The organism is Peribacillus sp. CSMR9, from assembly GCF_033141925.1.
Lineage (GTDB): Bacteria > Bacillota > Bacilli > Bacillales > DSM-1321 > Peribacillus > Peribacillus simplex_A.
On the sequence record NZ_JAOPHO010000002.1, the window covers coordinates 82,332 to 100,946 of the forward strand.

Consider the following 18,615-nt stretch of genomic DNA (forward strand, 5'->3'; position numbering starts at 1 on the left):
CGCCAAAACGCCTGAATTGCTCCAAAAGGTGTCTAAGCGGGATTTGTAAGTTACATACATATTTCGACATTGTGTACAAAAGTACCATATCAAAAATGGCAAAGAACTTCAAGTAATCGAATTGAATAGGAGGATAAAATGAAAACGCAACGTATTTTCCCCGGAACCGTTTTAATCGGTTTCGGACTCTATTTTTTTCTTGAACATTCCCAAATGGAAATCTTTCCAGGCTTTTATAGCTGGCCCACTTTATTATGCATAGTCGGTGCCGCCTTCTTGGTTCAGGCCTATAGCGGTAATGAATATGAATCCATCCTGCCAGGCGTCATCCTACTGGGGTTCGGGGCTCACTTCCATATCGTAGCAAACCTTGATATTTGGCCGGATAATATAGGTATCTTTATTTTAATCATCTCACTGGGATTTATTCTCCGGGCACGTAAAACAAATTCTGGAATGTTTCACGGGATGGTATTATTCATCATCTCGATCCTTTTCTTGTTCTATGATAAAATCACAACGTCTTTCGGGATTGTTGAAACAAATACGGCGAACATCGAAAGGTTTTGGCCATTTGCCTTGATGGCAATCGGCATCTACTTTTTGGTTCGAAAAAAGTAAAACTTCAGCCGAGTCGCATTTCATGCGAATTTCATAATGAAAAAGGGTATTCCAAATGCGGAATACCCTTTTCTTTTACATATATTTCTTAAGGACGCCCCAGGCTTGTTCCTTACCTTCGCCTGTTTCACCCGAGAAAAGAAGCAATTCATCTTCTCTTTCCATATTTAACGTTTGGCGTGTTATTTTCAAGTGCTTCTGCCATTTGCCTTTTGGAATTTTATCCGCTTTTGTTGCAATTACGATCCTGGGCAGGTCATAATGCTTCAGGAATTCATACATTGCGATATCATCCTTTGTAGGCGGATGACGCAAATCGACGATCAGAAGCGCAGCGCGGAGCTGATCACGGGAAGTGAAGTACGTTTCGATCATCCTTCCCCAAGCATCACGCTCCGTTTTTGAAACCTTTGCATAGCCATAACCCGGTACATCAACAAAATGGATTGCTTCATTTATGATGTAAAAATTCAAGGTCTGCGTTTTACCCGGTTTAGAGGATGTGCGCGCCAAGTTTTTTCGATTGATCATTTTGTTGATGAAACTGGATTTCCCAACATTGGAACGGCCCGCCAAGGCAAATTCCGGTATTGGAGTATTGGGATATTGTTCAGGCTTTACAGCGCTGATGACAATATCTGAACTTGTCACTTTCATTCGTTCACACCTACCAATGCATGCTCAAGGACTTCATCGACGTGTGAAACTGGAACAAATGTTAATGCTTTACGGACACTTTCCGGGATATCATCAATATCCTTTTCGTTATTTTGCGGGATGATGATTTTCGTAAGTCCTGCGCGATGGGCCGCTAAAGATTTTTCTTTAAGCCCGCCGATCGGAAGAACCCGTCCGCGTAATGTAATTTCGCCTGTCATGCCTACCTCTTTTCTGATCGGCCTATTAGTGAGGGCCGATATTAACGCTGTTGCAATCGTGATGCCTGCAGAAGGACCATCTTTAGGGACGGCACCTTCGGGGACATGAATATGAATATCATATTTTTCATGGAAGTTCGTATCAATATGAAGTTTTTCGGTTTTCGAACGGACATAACTGAAAGCAGCCTGGGCTGACTCTTTCATTACATCGCCAAGCTTTCCTGTCAGGATAAGCTTGCCTTTACCCGGTGACAAGGAAACCTCGATTTGCAGCGTATCGCCACCAACCGATGTGTAAGCTAAACCATTAGCTACTCCTACTTGGTTTTCGACTTCCGCCTGTCCATAATGGAACATGGTTTTCCCTAAAAACTCCTCGACATTCTTTTCAGAAATGACGACCCGCTTTTTATCTCCGGACACGATGATTTTTGCAGTCTTACGACAGATGCTTGCAAGCTGTCGCTCCAGACTCCGAACACCGGCTTCCCGGGTATAATAACGAATGATTTTGGTAAGTGCTTCCTCACGGATTTGCAATTGTGTCTTCATTAAACCATGGTTTTCCAACTGTCTTGGCAGTAAGTGATCCTTGGCTATATGAAGTTTCTCTATCTCAGTATAACCTGCAATCGAAATGATTTCCATACGATCACGAAGCGGGCCTGGAATGGATCCCAAATTATTCGCAGTCGCTATGAACATGACTTTGGAAAGATTATACGTTTCTTCAATATAATGATCACTGAAATTATGATTTTGCTCCGGATCGAGCACCTCCAGCATCGCTGCAGATGGATCTCCCCTAAAGTCATTGGACATCTTATCCACTTCGTCCAGTAAAAAGACAGGATTGATCGTTCCAGCTTTTTTCATGCCTTGGATGATCCTTCCCGGCATCGCCCCTACATATGTGCGGCGATGTCCGCGGATTTCTGATTCATCACGCACCCCGCCTAAAGATATACGGACGAAATTCCTATTCAGGGATGAAGCAATCGATTTAGCCAGACTTGTTTTCCCGACGCCGGGTGGTCCCACTAAGCAAAGGATCGGTCCCTTCAATGAATTGGTCAATTGCTGGACGGCTAAATACTCAAGCACCCGTTCTTTCACCTTTTCCAATCCATGGTGGTCCCTGTTCAGGATCTTTTCAGCTTTGTGAATATTCAAGTCATCTTTAGTCGCTTTGGACCAAGGAAGCGAGATCAACCATTCGATATAATTACGGATGACAGAACTCTCGGCAGAGCTTGACGGAACTTTTTCATAACGGTCCAATTCCTTTAATGCCGTTTCTTTAATATGCTCAGGCATATCCGCTTCTTCTATCTTTTCGTTGAGGACCTCAATTTCCCCTGTTTTTCCTTCTTTATCGCCCAATTCCTTTTGGATCGCTTTCATTTGTTCACGTAGGTAATATTCTTTTTGGGTCCGTTCCATCGAACGCTTAACACGCTGGCCAATTTTTTTCTCGAGAAAAAGAACTTCTTTCTCGTTATTGATGATTTCGATCACCCGGCTTAAACGCTTTTTCATATCAATGGTCTCAAGCACTTCTTGCTTCTCCTTCAATTTCAAAGGCAAATGGGAAGCGATTATATCCGCTAATCTCCCCGGCTCTTCAATATCGGAAGTGGACGAAAACGTTTCACCGGTTATTTTCTTGGACATTTTTATGTATTGTTCAAAATAATCCAGTAGGGTGCGCATTAATGCTTGATGTTCAGCATCCTTTTCATCACTGTCTTCATATATTTTAATCTTGGCACCATAATGTGTCTCATAATCGTAAAATTCAATGACCTCTGCCCGGTTCAATCCTTCCACTAACACCCGGATTGTACCATTCGGAAGCTTCAGCATCTGTTTTACCTTTGTTAAAGTTCCCATAGTAAATAAATCTTCTTCACCTGGTTCGTCCAACGAAACATCTTGTTGTGTCGTCAAAAATATAAGATGGTCTTCCACCATTGCTTTCTCAAGGGCTTGTACCGATTTATCTCGGCCTACATCTAAATGAAGTACCATTGTTGGATATACAAGCAGTCCTCTAAGCGGCAGGAGGGGGACGATGATTTCTTGATCAGTCATTTCCTGACACCTCCATCTAATTAGTATCGTCGTTGTAAACTATTTACCCATGTTCTCAACCTTTTAACAATTCTATCCTATTTATATAGAAGTGTCTATTCGTTTACCTTAACACGTTTCGACTGCTATTATTATCTCCAATATTAGATAAAAAAGCACGTCTTAACAGTGTTTATTTTTTTGTTAGGTTTATGGAGGACCCCCATTATGGTCCTTAAAATGCCCCGGTTCTGTTTTAATCCGGGGCATTTCCTTTATACGCTTTCTTTTTTCGATAGGTCTAAGGATGTGAGAATTTGTTCCGACATCAGTTCCTTTTTCAGTGCCTGATCCAGCACTTCTTTCACATTCGAAACTGTAATGATTTCTATATCCTTGATTTCAGATAGCAGCGGCTGCATGTTATCGGCAGGGATGATTACTTTCTTTGCCCCGGCAAGTTTTGCTGCCTTGATTTTCGGAATGACTCCGCCAATCGGTTTAACACCGCCATGAATGCTAATTTCTCCAGTCATCGCTAATGTGTGATCTACAGGGATTTTATAAATGGCCGAGTAAATGCCTGTTGCCATTGCAATTCCAGCAGAAGGACCATCTACAGGACTTCCGCCCGGAAAGTTGACATGGATATCGAATTGATCGGCAGGCACTCCCATCGACCGTAAAACCGTAATCACATTTTCAATCGAACCTTTTGCCATGCTTTTGCGGCGAATCGACTTGCCATTCCCACCGCCAATACTCTCTTCTTCGACAATGCCGGTAATATTAATCGAACCTTTTTCATCAGGGGCGGCCATGACCATGACCTCGATTTCCAGCAATGCCCCGCTGTTGGGACCGTAGACTGCAAGACCGTTGACAAGGCCTATTTTAGAATTTGATTCTATTTTCCTGTCCATTCTTTGGGTAAGTTGGCTGCTATGTGCCATCCAATCAATATCTTCTTCTCTGATAAAAGTCCTGTTTTCATTAATTGATATTCCTGCAAGAGTCTGAATCATGTTGACAGCTTCCCTGCCATTTCGGGCATAATCCGAAATCGACTGCAAGCCTTTTTCACTGATGGTAATTCCAACTTTATCGGAGGCATTCTTAGCCACAGTGATTATTTCTTCCCTGTCAAGTTCACGAAAAAACACTTCTATGCATCTCGAGCGTATCGCAGGTGCGATTTCATTTGGCGTTATTGTTGTGGCCCCAATCAATCGAAAGTCAGCCGGAAGTCCATTTTTAAAAATATCATGGATGTGAGTGGGAATACTTTGATTTTCCTCTTGGTAATAGGCACTTTCCAGAAAGACCTTGCGATCCTCCAATACCTTCAACAGTTTATTCATCTGTATTGGATGAAGCTCCCCTATTTCATCTATGAACAGTACGCCTCCATGAGCATTGCTTACTGCACCTTGCTTTGGCTGCGGAATGCCAGCCTGTCCCATCGCCCCGGCCCCTTGATAGATTGGATCATGCACAGAACCGATCAGCGGATCGGCAATCCCCCGTTCATCGAACCTGGCGGTGGTGGCATCCAGTTCAACAAACACTGCCGAATTCTTAAAAGGGGACTTACCATTTTTCTTAGCCTCTTCCAAAACAAGTCTGGCCGCTGCTGTTTTCCCTACCCCTGGAGGACCATAAACTATCACATGCTGGGGATTTGGTCCACATAAAGCAGCCTTTAAAGATTTAATGCCATCTTCCTGACCGATGATTTCATTAAATGTGCTTGGTCTAACCTTCTCTGCCAATGGCTCTGTTAACGAAATCGATCTCATCTTCCGTAATTGGTCCATTTCCTTACGTGAATCACGGTCAATGGAAACTTTTTGTGTCCGCTGGCCTTTCAATAAGTTCAAAAAATACAATCCAATAATGATCCCAAAAAACAGCTGGATAAACAACGCCAATCCTGTCCAATTCATCGTATTCCCTCCTGCACTCTCCAAGTTTGTCATTTCTGTTAGTATCTCCTTTGGAAGGGCGAAATTATCCAAAAATTTCGTGTTGTAAATTTTGGGGTTTTCATCTCAAAGAACAGTATTTTCTCAATAAACATAAAAAAAGACAAAAGAAAAAAGACTGCCAGGATGAACTGGCAGTCTTACTTTTCCTATAAATTAAGCAGATGTTTTCTTTCCTTGTCCTTTGATGGTTGTACCGTCTTTAAGGACGAGCTTTGGAGATTCATTTTTCGAAATCGTGCTGCCTGTGATTACACATTTTGCAACATCATCACGTGAAGGCAGATCGAACATCACTTCAAGAATGATGCCTTCAATGATGGAACGCAGACCACGTGCACCAGTTTTACGTTCAATTGCCTTTTTAGCAATTTCACTTAGCGCTTCCTGTTCGAATTCCAATTCAACATCGTCAAGCTCAAGCAATTTTTGATATTGCTTAACAAGGGCATTTTTCGGCTTTGTCAGGATTTCAATCAAAGCAGCTTCATCCAATTGCTCAAGAGTCGCAATTACCGGAAGACGCCCGATGAATTCCGGAATTAAACCGAAACGAAGCAAGTCTTCAGGAAGAACTTTTGAAAGCAATTCTTTTTCTGCAATATCATCCTTTTTCACGTCAGAGCCAAAACCAATGACTTTTTGACCAAGACGGCGTTTGATGATCGGTTCGATGCCATCAAATGCACCGCCACAGATGAACAAGATATTGGTCGTATCGATTTGGATGAATTCTTGATGTGGGTGTTTACGTCCACCTTGAGGCGGTACGCTTGCAACCGTTCCTTCAAGAATTTTCAATAAAGCTTGTTGCACACCTTCACCGGACACGTCACGTGTAATGGAAGGATTCTCCGATTTACGGGCAACTTTATCGATTTCATCAATATAAATGATGCCTTTTTCCGCTTTTTCCACATCATAATCAGCTGCTTGGATCAATTTTAGAAGGATGTTTTCGACATCTTCCCCAACATATCCAGCTTCTGTCAATGAAGTCGCATCAGCAATTGCAAAAGGAACATTCAGTAATCGCGCCAATGTTTGCGCAAGAAGGGTTTTCCCGCTTCCAGTCGGTCCGATCAAGGCGATGTTACTTTTAGAAAGCTCAACATCGTCGACTTTGCTATTGGAATTGATACGTTTATAATGATTGTAAACAGCGACAGCCAAAGACTTCTTCGCCTGTTCTTGTCCAATCACATATTCGTCAAGAATTTCACGGATTTCCATAGGTTTAGGCACATCTCTGAATTCTACTTCTTCATCAGTCCCCAACTCTTCTTCGACGATCTCCGTACAAAGCTCGATACACTCGTCACAAATATATACACCTGGACCAGCAACCAGTTTACGGACTTGTTCTTGTGTTTTACCGCAAAAAGAACATTTTAACTGTCCTTTTTCATCATTAAATTTAAACATGTACGTTCACCCCTTCAAATACTCTTCCAACTCTATTACATAGCGGTACCCGATTGTAAAAAAAAACCGGGCACACACCTACTTAAGCATTCCAAAATCCCTAGCATGTTTTGCATTTTATCATGTTCTTGGAAGTTTAGTAACAAAAATGCTCACGCGTCCGAGTTGTAAATATGTACAATAATCAATCAATATGTATTTGCCCTTTACCAGTATGCCCAAAACTTTTGATTTTTAAAATCAGGATTTGCTGTATAAATATGTATATGCGGTATTAGAACTAATCTACACTGAAATTCAAAAAAAATCAATCAGGAACTTACCGATATTTGAAATTTCCACTAATTCTCAATATGTATAAAACAAGGCACGATTACTCGCGCCTTGTTTTTTAAGGAAATATTTAAATCTACTTATTTATAAAAATTATTTTGCGTCAACTGTTTTGCTGTTTTCTACCAAGAAGTCAATAGCTTTCTTAATTTTAAGATCGCCTTTGATTCCTTCTAAGTTTCCAAGAGCTTGTTTGATCGCTTCAATTTCCATATTGTACATTGTAGCCATTTGTCCAAGTTCAGCTTCTACATCTTCGTCAGTCGCTTCAAGTTTTTCAACTTCAGCGATTGCTTCAAGAGTCAGGCTCGTACGAACTTGTCCTTCAGCTTCTTCTTTCATTTGTGCTTTTAAAGCTTCTTCGTCTTGACCTGAGAATTGGTAGTAAAGTTCCAAATTAAGTCCTTGAGATTGAATGCGTTGAGAGAACTCATTCATCATGCGGTCCACTTCGTTTGAAATCATTGCTTCAGGAACGTCCATTTCTGCGCCTTCAACAGCTTTACCAATTACAGTGTTTTGTATGAAGTTTTCTTCTTCGTGTTTTTTGTCATGCTCTAATTTATGTTTTGTTTTTTCTTTAAGTTCAGCCAAAGTTTCCACTTCGTCGTCGACATCTTTCGCGAACTCATCATCCAACTCAGGAAGTTGTTTAGTTTTGATTTCGTGAATTTTCACTTTGAATACAGCTGGTTTACCTGCAAGTTCAGCAGCATGATATTCTTCAGGGAAAGTAACTTCGATATCTTTTTCAGCGCCAGTTTCAAGACCAACAAGCTGCTCTTCAAATCCTGGAATGAAAGAGTTTGAACCGATTTCCAATGAATGGTTTTCTGAAGCTCCGCCTTCGAATGCTTCACCATCAACGAATCCTTCAAAGTCAAGAACGACTGTATCGCCGTCAGCAGCTTGTCCTTCTTCTTTAACAACAAGCTCAGCTTGCTTCTCTTGCAAAGTTTTCAATTCGTTTTCAACATCTTCGTCAGTTACTTCAGTATTGAATTTTTCAACTTCAACACCTTTGTAATCTCCCAATTTAACTTCAGGCTTAACTGTTACAGTTGCAGTGAAGATCAGGTTTTCGCCTTTTTCCATTTTCTCGATGTCGATTTCTGGACGATCTACAGGCTGGATTCCAGCTTCTTCGACAGCATTTGCATAAGCATCTGGAAGAATGATATCAAGCGCATCTTGGTATAGTGATTCTACGCCGAATTTTTTTTCGAACATTTGACGTGGCATTTTACCTTTACGGAAGCCAGGTACATTTACTTGTTTCACTACTTTTTTGAAAGCTGCGTCTAAACCTTCGTTTACTTTTGCAGAGTCAACTTCAATTGTTAGTACGCCTTGATTACCTTCTTGTTTTTCCCATTTTACAGACATGTGTTTCCCTCCAAAAAATCTATATACTTCAATAATAAGCATTGGATGAATATGCTTTGCAAGTGTAACAAGTCATCCCTCAAATATACCCAAAAAAAATATTGGGAAATCGTCAAAACCTGACGATTATACATTACAACCACTACATTATACCACAGGTTTAATCTGTTACAACAGCAATAGCTTAAATAATGGGATAAGAAATTTCCTCAATTTCTTTTAAATAGGATAGGATATCCGCAACGGTTTCTTCATCAGCCAGATAAAGGTCAGCCAAGTCACTCCCAAAAACTTCCCCAGTCATGTATTCTTCCGCTAAGGCATGATAGGCTGCTGCCCAAGCCGCAAATCTTTCAGGTCCAGGTTCAAAGGGGTACAATATAAAGGAATGACGGTCAATCAAACTATGGACCATTTCAAATAAGCTCGGATTTTCCTGACTGATTTCCTCTTCAGTCAGGCCTGTGACCTTCTTATAGAAGTCCGTCTCCTTCACACTTTTCAATTCCCTTGGTATGACCGACTTCGTTTGATTGAATTTCCTTAGTGTCACTTCCTCGTTGTATTCCTGGTCAATAAGAATGTTAAGGAGCATCGTTTTAAAGAAAGGGTGTCCCTCATCATTTTGTAGAAATTGTGCGATTTCCGGGATAAATGGTCGAATATTGATATTCGTTAGTTTTGAAATGACCATGAACATTTCATTATCCATTTTTCCTTCAAAAAGATCATTCTCCAGCAATTCCTCTGCAAGCTGCTGATTTTGCCTTTCCTTTTCTTCTTTTTTATCCTCAAGGGCCCTTTTACTGAACTGAAGCATCTTTTCGAAATGTTCCTCTTTATCAAAGGGAATTTGGCTCTCTTCAAATAGCAGCTCGATTGTCGTGACCATTTCCTGATGCTCGCCTAATTGCAGCAGTACCATCAAATAGATATTGATAAGTTGAAAATAGTCGCCTATGCCTTTATTCAGCATCTCTATACACAACTCTTTTGACTCCTCATAATACTCAAGTTCTACTAGTGAGACTACAAGCCCCATGCAAACTTCATCATTTTCGGGCTCATACTCCCTAGCTTGGCTGAAAAGCTGTGCAGCCGCTTTAAAGTTTCTGTTCCCAAGCTCGTCAAGCCCTTTTGCAATCAGCCTTTCACCGAGATTTGGAAAGGCGATAATCTTGGTTTCTCCGGCCTTCTTTTGGTTGTTCTCATTATCCATCCTATTTTCCGCCTCACCGTTCGCTTTTTGAAAAACAGTTTAGCATGTAATAGCAGGAAACACAAAATTATATGGACGGATGAACGCCATTCCGTCTTAACCAGCTTCCTCAAAAAAAAACCCGCATCCTTTCAAATGAAAGGATGGCGGGAAAATGACATTCTTCAATTAAATACTCGATACAACCTTTTCTTGCGATTCATAGGCAGAAATCTTTTGATCATATTGCAGGGTTATCGAAATTTCATCCCAGCCCTTAATAAGCATTTCCTTCCAATATGGATGGATGTCAAAGCTTGTTTCAAACCCTTGGCCATCTTTCAATGTCTGATTGGGAAGGTCGATAGTCAACTCATAATCAGTTGCCGACACCCTCTCCATTAAATACTTTACTTCTGCCTGGGTTAAAGCGATGGGGACCATGCCATTTTTCATGCAATTACTTTTAAAGATATCAGCATAAGACGGTGCGATGATGATATCGAATCCATAGTCTTTCAATGACCACGGAGCATGCTCACGAGAAGAACCGCAGCCAAAATTTTCACCTGCTATTAAAATGGATGCGTTTTTATTATGGGGCTGATTCAATTCAAAATCAGGATTTTCTTTTCCATTCTCATTAAAACGCCAGTTATAGAATAAAAATTCTCCAAATCCGCTTCGCTCAATCCGTTTTAAAAATTGCTTTGGAATGATTTGGTCCGTATCCACGTTTTTACGGTCAAGTGCCGCCGCTCTTCCTTTGTAAATAGTAATGGGTTCCATTCTCTGCACCTCCGGTTAATTCTTATTCTTATTGGACTTGTTCAGTTCTTTCCGAATTCCTGATATCGACAAATTTCCCATGAATGGCAGCCGCGGCAGCCATTGCCGGACTAACTAGGTGTGTTCTTGCACCAGCACCTTGCCTGCCTTCAAAGTTCCGGTTACTGGTGGAGGCACAATGCTCTCCGGCTGGAACCACATCAGGGTTCATGCTCAAACACATGCTGCAACCTGATTCACGCCATTCAAAGCCCGCAGTTTTGAAGATTTCATCCAATCCTTCTTCTTCCGCTTGCCTTTTAACACTCTGTGAACCGGGAACGACCATCGCCCGAACTCCTTTTTGCACAGTCTGGCCATCGATCATTTCTGCGGCCTGCCGCAAGTCTTCAATGCGTGAGTTCGTACAAGATCCAATGAATACATGCTGAACGGGAATCTCCGTGATTGGCATGCCTTCCTCAAGACCCATGTACTCAAGTGCCCGATTCAGTTCCTTAGAGTCCATGATGCCTTCCGCAAAGGTAGGTACTTTACCGTCCACTCCACTAGCCATTCCAGGATTTGTACCCCAGCTGACCATAGGTGAAATCAGGCTGCCATCAAGAATGATTTCTTGGTCATATACAGCATCCTCATCACTTGAAAGTGACTTCCACTCCTGAACACATTGCTCGAACTCTTCTCCTTTCGGCAAATATTTACGACCTTTCAAATAGGAGAAAGTTGTTTCATCAGGAGCAACCAGCCCCGCCCTTGCCCCGCCTTCAATCGACATATTGCAAACCGTCATTCTCTCTTCCATCGACATATCCCGGAAAACTTCTCCGCAATACTCAATGATGTGCCCAGTGCCGAAATCGACGCCAAATTTAGAAATCACATATAAAATGACATCTTTCGCCATTACACCGTGTCCAAGTTTGCCATTAACCTCAAGCTTTAATGTTTTCGGTTTTGTTTGCCAAAGGGTTTGTGTGGCCAAAACATGCTCAACCTCACTCGTACCGATTCCAAACGCAATCGATCCAAACGCACCATGTGTGGAAGTATGACTGTCACCGCATACAATCGTCATCCCTGGCTGTGTAAGCCCTAATTCTGGCCCGATAACGTGAACGATCCCTTGTTCCGGGCTGTCCAAATCAGCCAGGCGGATACCGAACTCCTTACAGTTTTGGTCTAGTGCCTCTAATTGCTTTCTAGCAATATCATCCTCGATGAAATAGCGATTAACGGTTGGTACATTATGATCCATTGTCGCAAAAGTACGGTCTGGTCTCCTGACTGTGCGTCCTTTTAATCTCAATCCCTCAAATGCTTGCGGAGATGTCACTTCATGAATATATTGAAGGTCTATATAAATCAAATCCGGTTTATTTTCCTCTTCATTTACAATATGACGATCCCATATTTTCTCTATTATCGACTTTCCCATCTTATCCCACCTCGATCAATCTTATATTTTTTTAAAAAACACGGCCTAATATTAGGCCGTGAAAGAAGTTTATGCGTAAGCTCCCATGATATTGGAAATAGCTTCCTGGTCTAAAAGATTGGCTTTTATTTCTGCAATCATCTCTGAAGTAGACGTAATAATTGGTTGGCCATTTGCGATATCGCCTGTTCTCAAACCATAATCAAGGACCGTTTCCACTGCCTGCTCAACGGCAAGTGCCTCATCTTCCAAGCCAAAGGACAAACGCAGCATGGACGCCGCTGATAAAATGGTCCCAATTGGATTAGCTAAGTTTTTGCCCGCAATATCAGGAGCAGAGCCATGAATCGGTTCATATAAATTAGGCCCTTCCGTTGATATGGAGGCGGAAGGAAGCATTCCAAGCGAGCCAGTCAATACAGAGGCTTCATCGCTTAAAATATCACCGAACATATTCTCCGTCACGATAATATCAAATTGTTTCGGGTTTTTAATCAGTTGCATGGCTGCATTATCCACAAGCATGTGTTCAAGGATTACATCCGGATAGTCCTTGGCGATTTCTTCAGCCGTTTCACGCCACATCCTGCTGGATTCAAGAACATTCGCTTTATCCACGGATGTTACTTTTTTCTTGCGTTCCGATGCTAATTCAAAAGCAAGTTCAATGATGCGCTTCATTTCGCTTTTCTGATAGAAAAGGGTATCGACAACCGCTTCTTTCCCTTCTCTTTCAACGCGCTCACTTGGCTTACCGAAATACAGGCCGCCAGTTAGTTCCCTGACAATCACGAAATCAACATCTTCAATGAATTCCTTTTTAAGAGGAGAAGATTCCGACAAGCTGGAATAGTAGCTGATTGGACGGATGTTAGCATAAAGATTCAAATCTTTTCGGATTTTCAACAAACCACGTTCCGGTCTTAGGTGTGCAGGCTGGTCATCCCACTTAGGTCCTCCAACGGCACCCAATAATACCGCATCGCTGTTTTTACAAATCTCCACTGTTTCATCCGGCAAGGGGGAGCCTGTGTTATCGATGGCCCCGCCTCCAATCTCACCATATTGAAATTCAAAATCGTGTCCATATCTTTGGGCAACGGCTTCGAGGATTTCTACAGCGCCTCTTGTTACTTCTTTCCCGATGCCATCTCCTTGAAGCACCGCAATATTCCTTTTCATCGAAATCTCCCCTTCCTATTGTAATACTGCTTTTTCTTCCAGTTCCCTCATGATGATCACACGGTTCACAGCGTTCAAATACGCTTTGGCAGATGCCTCCAAGACGTCCTGATCAAGACCGCGGCCGCTCGTTTCCACACCGTTATAATCAATTTTCACAAAAACCTGAGCAAGGGCATCCATACCGCCACCCACCGATTGAATTCGATAGTCCAGCAAGTTGATTTCACTGCCCAAACATCTTTCAAGCGTGTTATAAAGGGCTTCAACACTCCCTGCCCCAGTAGCCGCTTCCTGAATCTCTTCATTATCGCCTTTTTTCAGTGTAACCGTCGCTGTGGCAACTTGATGTGTACCGTGGGAAATCTGGAAAGAAATCAGGTCATAGAAACTGATATCCGTCGCTTTCTCTTCAAGCACCAGTGCCACGATATCTTCATCAGTCATGGTCTTTTTATTATCAGCCAATTCCTTGAATTGAACGAATAATGAGTTCATTTCCTCATCCGTTACCGTAAAATTCAACTCTTGTAATCTTTCTTTAAAAGCATGCCGCCCTGAATGCTTCCCTAAAACAAGTGAATTGGACGAAACTCCGACGAGTTCAGGTGATATGATTTCGTATGTCGTTTTTTCTTTTAACATGCCATCCTGATGAATGCCAGATTCATGTGCATAAGCATTGGCGCCAATTATGGCTTTATTAGCAGGAACTTGCATTCCCGTAAGGCGGCTAACCAGGTCACTGGTCCTTTTAATTTCATTTAATACAAGGCCCGTTCCCGCTTGATAGAAATCTTTACGGATGTAGAGTGCCATAGCCACCTCTTCAAGTGCCACATTTCCAGCACGTTCACCAATGCCGTTGATTGTGCCTTCGACTTGTGTAGCCCCGCCTTCGATGGCAGCCAATGAATTGGCCGTTGCCATTCCAAGATCGTCATGGCAGTGTGCAGATAAGCTAACCTTATCAATAGAAGGAACATGTTCACGAAGGTATCTGAAAATGTTTCCGTATTCGATTGGAGCTGCATACCCTACAGTATCCGGGATATTAATGACCTTAGCACCAGCTTGAATGACCGCTTCAACGATTTCAGCCAAATAGTCAAGTTCCGTACGGCTTGCATCTTCTGCAGACCATTGCACGATCGGAAAACGCGCTGCTCCGTACTTAACCATTTCAACCGACTTTTCAATCACTTGCTGCTTCGACATTTTTAACTTATATTCACGATGAATGGGCGAAGTGGCGATGAACGTATGCAATCTCGGTTCCGCCCCGTCCCTTAATGAATCCCAGGCTGCATCAATATCTCCTTTTACAGCACGCGCCAGCCCCGTAACAGAGCTGTTTTTAATTTTGCGCGCGATTTCCTGTACGGAGTTGAAATCCCCTTTGGATGCTGCCGGAAAACCGGCTTCGATAATATCAACACCCAATCTTTCAAGCTGATAAGCAATTTCAAGCTTTTCGGTAAAATTCAAATTCACACCGGCTGATTGCTCCCCATCTCGAAGCGTAGTTTCAAATATATTAATTTTTCGCAACGGCTACCACTTCTTTCTCTTTTTGTTGAGGTTTTACGAATGGCATCATTTTTCTTAATTCACGGCCAACCACTTCGATTTGATGTTGGTTTTCACGATTATTGATAGCATTGAAGACTGGACGGTTCGCTTGGTTTTCCAAGATCCATCCTTTAGCGAACTCACCGTCTTGGATGTCTTTCAAGATCGCTTTCATGGCCTCTTTCGTAGTTTCCGTCACAACGCGTGGTCCAGAAACGAAATCTCCCCATTGAGCTGTGTCAGAAATGGAATAGCGCATGTTTTCCATTCCGCCCTCATACATAAGGTCGATGATTAATTTAAGTTCATGTAAACACTCGAAATATGCCACTTCCGGCTGGTATCCAGCTTCTGTCAAGGTTTCGAAACCAGCTTTCACAAGGGAAGTCAATCCGCCGCAAAGTACGGCCTGTTCTCCAAATAGATCCGTTTCCGTTTCTTCCTGGAAAGTAGTTTCCAAACCGCCAGCTCTTAAAGAACCGATTCCCCGAGCGTACGCAAGTGCCAATTCTCTTGCTTCACCCGTAACATTTTGATAGATGGCGAACAATGCCGGCACCCCTGCACCTTGTTCATATGTACGGCGAACAAGATGTCCCGGACCTTTTGGAGCGACTAATAATACATCCACATCTGCTGGAGGAACGATTTGATTGAAATGGACGTTGAATCCGTGTGCGAACATTAACGCTTGACCTGCGCGCAATACCGGTTTGATTTCTTCTTGGTATACTTTCGGCTGAGTTTCATCAGGTAAAAGGTTCATGATTACGTCTGCCTGTTCAGCAGCTTCTTTAACTGTGTAAACATTGAACCCGTCTTCCACCGCTTTATCGAAGGATTTACCTTTCCTGATTCCGATGATTACTTCTACACCACTGTCACGTAGGTTTTGTGCGTGTGCGTGTCCTTGTGAACCATATCCGATGACCGCTACCTTTTTATTGTTGAAAAAATTCTCGTTTGCTTCTGCGTTATAATATACTTTTGCCATAATAATTACATCTCCCTTTTCTTTTCATTATTGTTTTTGTTTTTTTATACAATTGTTGCGCTCTTGGCGTGTGCTATTTGCATTCCACGCGGGATGGCGGCTGTCCCTGTCCTTGCCAATTCCTTGATGCCATATGGCTTGATCAGTTCAATGAAAGCTTCGATTTTATCCGATTCCCCTGTGATTTGGACGGTCACGCTATCTTTACTGACATCAATTACTGATGCACGGAAGGGTTCGATGACTGAATAAATCTCAGCTCGGGTATGTGTTGTCACCAATATTTTGATGAGTGCAAGTTCCCTCGCCACAATGGATTGATTCGTAATATCATATACTTTCAATACTTCGATCTGCTTGTTCAATTGCTTGGTGATCTGTTCAACGACTGTTTCGTCATCAACATCGACCACGAAGGTCATCCTTGAAATGCCTTCCTGCTCGGATGGGCCGACAGCCATGCTTTCAATGTTATAATTTCTTTTCGTGAACAGATTCGTAATCCGATTCAGGACGCCTGGCCGGTTGTTCACGGTGAGGCTTAGAATTCCTTTCATTGATTAAACTCCTTCCATTTCATCAAGCCCTTTTCCTTGTGCTACCATCGGAAAGACATTTTCTTTTTGCTTTACACGGAAATCGATTAATACCGGACCATCTGTCGCTAACGCTACATCCAGGCAGTTGCTGGCTTCTTCCTCCGTCGTCACCTTGTAACCCGGAATTCCATAAGCATCGGCTAATTTCACAAAGTCCGGATGCGATTGAAAAATACTGTGTGAGAAACGGTTATCATGAAAGAGTTCCTGCCACTGCCTTACCATCCCGAGTGCCCCGTTATTGACAATGATGATTTTGATCGGCAGATTCATTTCGGCAATGACCGATAGTTCTTGCAGGCACATCTGGAAACCGCCATCTCCCGATATGGAAAGCACCGTCGCTTTCGGATTCGCCAGTTGTGCTCCGAGAGCCGAAGGTAAGCCAAAGCCCATCGTTCCGAGTCCACCGGAAGTGACCCATGAATTCGGTTTGTTAAACGGATAGTATTGCGCTGCCCACATTTGATGCTGTCCAACATCCGTCGTAACAATGGCCTCCCCTTTCGTTTTTTCATGAAGCATCTGGATGACCCGCTGTGGTTTCAGCACACCTTCTTCATGTGTATAACGCAATGGGAACTCTTCATTCCATGCAGTCAGCTGTGTGGTCCATTTTTCAATTTCCGGCTTCTTGCCATTTTGTGCGATTAACTCCGTCAGTGCTTCCTTAGCACTTCCGACAACTGGAATTTTCGTCGGTACATTTTTACCGATTTCCGCTGGATCAATATCGATATGGGCCACCGTTGCATGCTGTGCGAACTTCGCTAGATTTCCAGTCAATCGATCATCGAACCTGGCACCGATATTGATTAATAGGTCACATTTCGATAACGCCATGTTTGCTGCAAAACAGCCATGCATACCACCCATTCCGATAAAGAGGGGGTGTTCCGCCGGAAAACCTCCAAGACCCAATAAAGTGTGGACGACGGGAATGCCTTGCTGCTCGACATAGTCCTTTAATAGGTGAGATGCCTTCGCATGCAGGACGCCTGCCCCTGCAAGAATGACCGGTCTTTTCGCTCCACTTACGGCTTCAACAAGCTTTCTGATCTGTAAGTAATTCGGCTTGGTCGTCGGCTGGTAACCAGGGAGATCCATTTCTGGCTCCTCATCCGTGTATGCACCTTCTAAAATGGCCATATCTTTAGGTATATCAATTAATACTGGGCCAGGCCTGCCGCTTGAAGCGATATAAAAAGCTTCTTTTATAATGCGCGGGAGGTCTTCCGGCTTTCTTACCTGGTAATTATGTTTTGTAATCGGTGTAGTGATCCCCAGTACATCCGCTTCCTGGAATGCATCTGAACCAATTACGCTGGTAGCGACCTGACCCGAAATAACCACAAGCGGCAATGAGTCGATCATTGCATCAGCCAAACCCGTGACAATGTTCGTCGCTCCTGGTCCGGATGTGACTATGACCACCCCCGGCTTGCCGGTTATCCTGGCGTATCCTTCCGCTGCATGGATCGCACCTTGTTCGTGTCTTGTCAAAATATGAAAAAGCTCTGAACTGTAAAGCTTGTCATAAATCGGCAATACGGAACCACCCGGATATCCAAAGATGACTTCAACATTTTCCTTTTTCAATGCATTCAGCAGAAATTCGGCACCACTATAATGTGTCTTTCCACCGTTCCGATCAGCTACCACTGATTTTTGTGTCATTTCGTTAATACCCCCTTCACTTTCCCATAAAATAATTTCCTAAGATTCAGAATTTTCAGCTTTTAAGGCATACAAAAAAGCCTTTTCACCCCAAATGTACTTGCACTCGGCAAGTTAAAGGGGTGAAAAGGCTTGATGAGCCACTCCACGGTACCACCCTTTTTCGCATGAAACTCCATGCGCACTTTGAATAGTCTACACTATTCTCTGTTTTGGTAACGGGTACTGGTACGCACCCGTTCAGCCCTACTAGTCTGACGTTCAAGCTGAAACTCCAAGGTGAGTTCATCTTTTGGGACAATACCGGTTCTCAGCAACCCGGCTCTCTGTGAATGCCTTTTAAAAAGACTACTTATCCTCTTCAATGCTTTTCGCATTATTCATATTTTTCGAAACGCTTATGTTTGATGTCTTGTATTTGTGATTATCTTACGTGTATTTCATGTAGTAGTCAACAGGTTT

Annotated in this window: 14 protein-coding genes and 1 other annotated feature; of the genes, 1 reads left to right on the top strand and 13 read right to left on the bottom strand. The window is 42.7% G+C overall.

Features of this window, described 5'->3' with window-relative positions; all coding sequences use genetic code 11:
* Positions 1-138 precede the first annotated feature (138 nt).
* On the top strand, positions 139-621 hold the full coding sequence (locus N9I19_RS02235) for a LiaI-LiaF-like domain-containing protein (protein WP_284470088.1): 483 nt from the start codon (positions 139-141) through the stop codon (positions 619-621).
* Positions 622-696: 75 nt separating this feature from the next.
* Here N9I19_RS02235 and yihA read toward each other — a convergent pair whose 3' ends face one another.
* The 13 genes from yihA to ilvB all read right to left on the bottom strand — a co-directional run bounded on the left by yihA (position 697) and on the right by ilvB (position 18,153).
* Positions 697-1,278 carry a ribosome biogenesis GTP-binding protein YihA/YsxC gene (gene yihA / locus N9I19_RS02240; protein WP_061464273.1) on the bottom strand — a complete coding sequence of 194 codons (582 nt, stop codon included), beginning with the start codon at positions 1,276-1,278 and terminating at the stop codon, positions 697-699.
* Positions 1,275-3,596, bottom strand: coding sequence for an endopeptidase La (gene lon / locus N9I19_RS02245; RefSeq protein ID WP_061464274.1), 2,322 nt, complete (start codon positions 3,594-3,596; stop codon positions 1,275-1,277). The genes yihA and lon overlap by 4 nt, the downstream gene beginning before the upstream one ends.
* Before the next feature lie 254 nt (positions 3,597-3,850).
* A complete protein-coding gene (gene lonB, locus N9I19_RS02250; protein ID WP_317776876.1) occupies positions 3,851-5,521 on the bottom strand; it encodes an ATP-dependent protease LonB in 1,671 nt (556 codons plus the stop codon).
* 195 nt (positions 5,522-5,716) lie between these two features.
* Positions 5,717-6,985, bottom strand: coding sequence for an ATP-dependent protease ATP-binding subunit ClpX (clpX, locus tag N9I19_RS02255; RefSeq protein ID WP_061464276.1), 1,269 nt, complete (start codon positions 6,983-6,985; stop codon positions 5,717-5,719).
* Positions 6,986-7,411: 426 nt separating this feature from the next.
* Positions 7,412-8,704 carry a trigger factor gene (gene tig / locus N9I19_RS02260; protein ID WP_284470086.1) on the bottom strand — a complete coding sequence of 431 codons (1,293 nt, stop codon included), beginning with the start codon at positions 8,702-8,704 and terminating at the stop codon, positions 7,412-7,414.
* 184 nt (positions 8,705-8,888) lie between these two features.
* Entirely contained in the window at positions 8,889-9,923 is a 1,035-nt protein-coding gene (locus tag N9I19_RS02265) for a tetratricopeptide repeat protein (protein WP_317776877.1), read from the bottom strand.
* Positions 9,924-10,091: 168 nt separating this feature from the next.
* Complete coding sequence (gene leuD, locus N9I19_RS02270) at positions 10,092-10,691, bottom strand: 3-isopropylmalate dehydratase small subunit (RefSeq protein WP_317776878.1); 600 nt, start codon at positions 10,689-10,691, stop codon at positions 10,092-10,094.
* A 28-nt stretch (positions 10,692-10,719) separates the two neighbouring features.
* Positions 10,720-12,129, bottom strand: a complete 1,410-nt coding sequence (gene leuC / locus N9I19_RS02275) for a 3-isopropylmalate dehydratase large subunit (protein ID WP_089361684.1) — start codon at positions 12,127-12,129, stop codon at positions 10,720-10,722.
* 69 nt (positions 12,130-12,198) lie between these two features.
* Positions 12,199-13,311 (bottom strand): 3-isopropylmalate dehydrogenase, encoded by a 1,113-nt coding sequence (gene leuB, locus N9I19_RS02280; RefSeq protein WP_317776879.1) that lies wholly within the window; start codon positions 13,309-13,311, stop codon positions 12,199-12,201.
* A gap of 15 nt (positions 13,312-13,326) precedes the next feature.
* Positions 13,327-14,862, bottom strand: a complete 1,536-nt coding sequence (locus tag N9I19_RS02285; protein WP_089361685.1) for a 2-isopropylmalate synthase — start codon at positions 14,860-14,862, stop codon at positions 13,327-13,329.
* Positions 14,849-15,877, bottom strand: a complete 1,029-nt coding sequence (gene ilvC / locus N9I19_RS02290; protein WP_061464283.1) for a ketol-acid reductoisomerase — start codon at positions 15,875-15,877, stop codon at positions 14,849-14,851. The genes N9I19_RS02285 and ilvC overlap by 14 nt, the downstream gene beginning before the upstream one ends.
* 44 nt (positions 15,878-15,921) lie before the next feature.
* Entirely contained in the window at positions 15,922-16,434 is a 513-nt protein-coding gene (gene ilvN / locus N9I19_RS02295) for an acetolactate synthase small subunit (protein WP_061464284.1), read from the bottom strand.
* Positions 16,435-16,437: 3 nt separating this feature from the next.
* Positions 16,438-18,153 carry an acetolactate synthase large subunit gene (gene ilvB, locus N9I19_RS02300; protein WP_317776880.1) on the bottom strand — a complete coding sequence of 572 codons (1,716 nt, stop codon included), beginning with the start codon at positions 18,151-18,153 and terminating at the stop codon, positions 16,438-16,440.
* A 115-nt stretch (positions 18,154-18,268) separates the two neighbouring features.
* Positions 18,269-18,527: a binding site (T-box leader), on the bottom strand.
* Between the last annotated feature and the right edge of the window lie 88 nt (positions 18,528-18,615).

Coding starts and splice junctions, on each gene's coding strand:
- clpX (WP_061464276.1), bottom strand. CDS start 6,985: ATGTTTAAATTTAATGATGAAAAAGGACAGTTAAAATGTTCTTTTTGC.
- lonB (WP_317776876.1), bottom strand. CDS start 5,521: ATGAATTGGACAGGATTGGCGTTGTTTATCCAGCTGTTTTTTGGGATC.
- leuD (WP_317776878.1), bottom strand. CDS start 10,691: ATGGAACCCATTACTATTTACAAAGGAAGAGCGGCGGCACTTGACCGT.
- ilvC (WP_061464283.1), bottom strand. CDS start 15,877: ATGGCAAAAGTATATTATAACGCAGAAGCAAACGAGAATTTTTTCAAC.
- N9I19_RS02265 (WP_317776877.1), bottom strand. CDS start 9,923: ATGGATAATGAGAACAACCAAAAGAAGGCCGGAGAAACCAAGATTATC.
- ilvN (WP_061464284.1), bottom strand. CDS start 16,434: ATGAAAGGAATTCTAAGCCTCACCGTGAACAACCGGCCAGGCGTCCTG.
- ilvB (WP_317776880.1), bottom strand. CDS start 18,153: ATGACACAAAAATCAGTGGTAGCTGATCGGAACGGTGGAAAGACACAT.
- N9I19_RS02235 (WP_284470088.1), top strand. CDS start 139: ATGAAAACGCAACGTATTTTCCCCGGAACCGTTTTAATCGGTTTCGGA.
- leuB (WP_317776879.1), bottom strand. CDS start 13,311: ATGAAAAGGAATATTGCGGTGCTTCAAGGAGATGGCATCGGGAAAGAA.
- yihA (WP_061464273.1), bottom strand. CDS start 1,278: ATGAAAGTGACAAGTTCAGATATTGTCATCAGCGCTGTAAAGCCTGAA.
- leuC (WP_089361684.1), bottom strand. CDS start 12,129: ATGGGAAAGTCGATAATAGAGAAAATATGGGATCGTCATATTGTAAAT.
- lon (WP_061464274.1), bottom strand. CDS start 3,596: ATGACTGATCAAGAAATCATCGTCCCCCTCCTGCCGCTTAGAGGACTG.
- tig (WP_284470086.1), bottom strand. CDS start 8,704: ATGTCTGTAAAATGGGAAAAACAAGAAGGTAATCAAGGCGTACTAACA.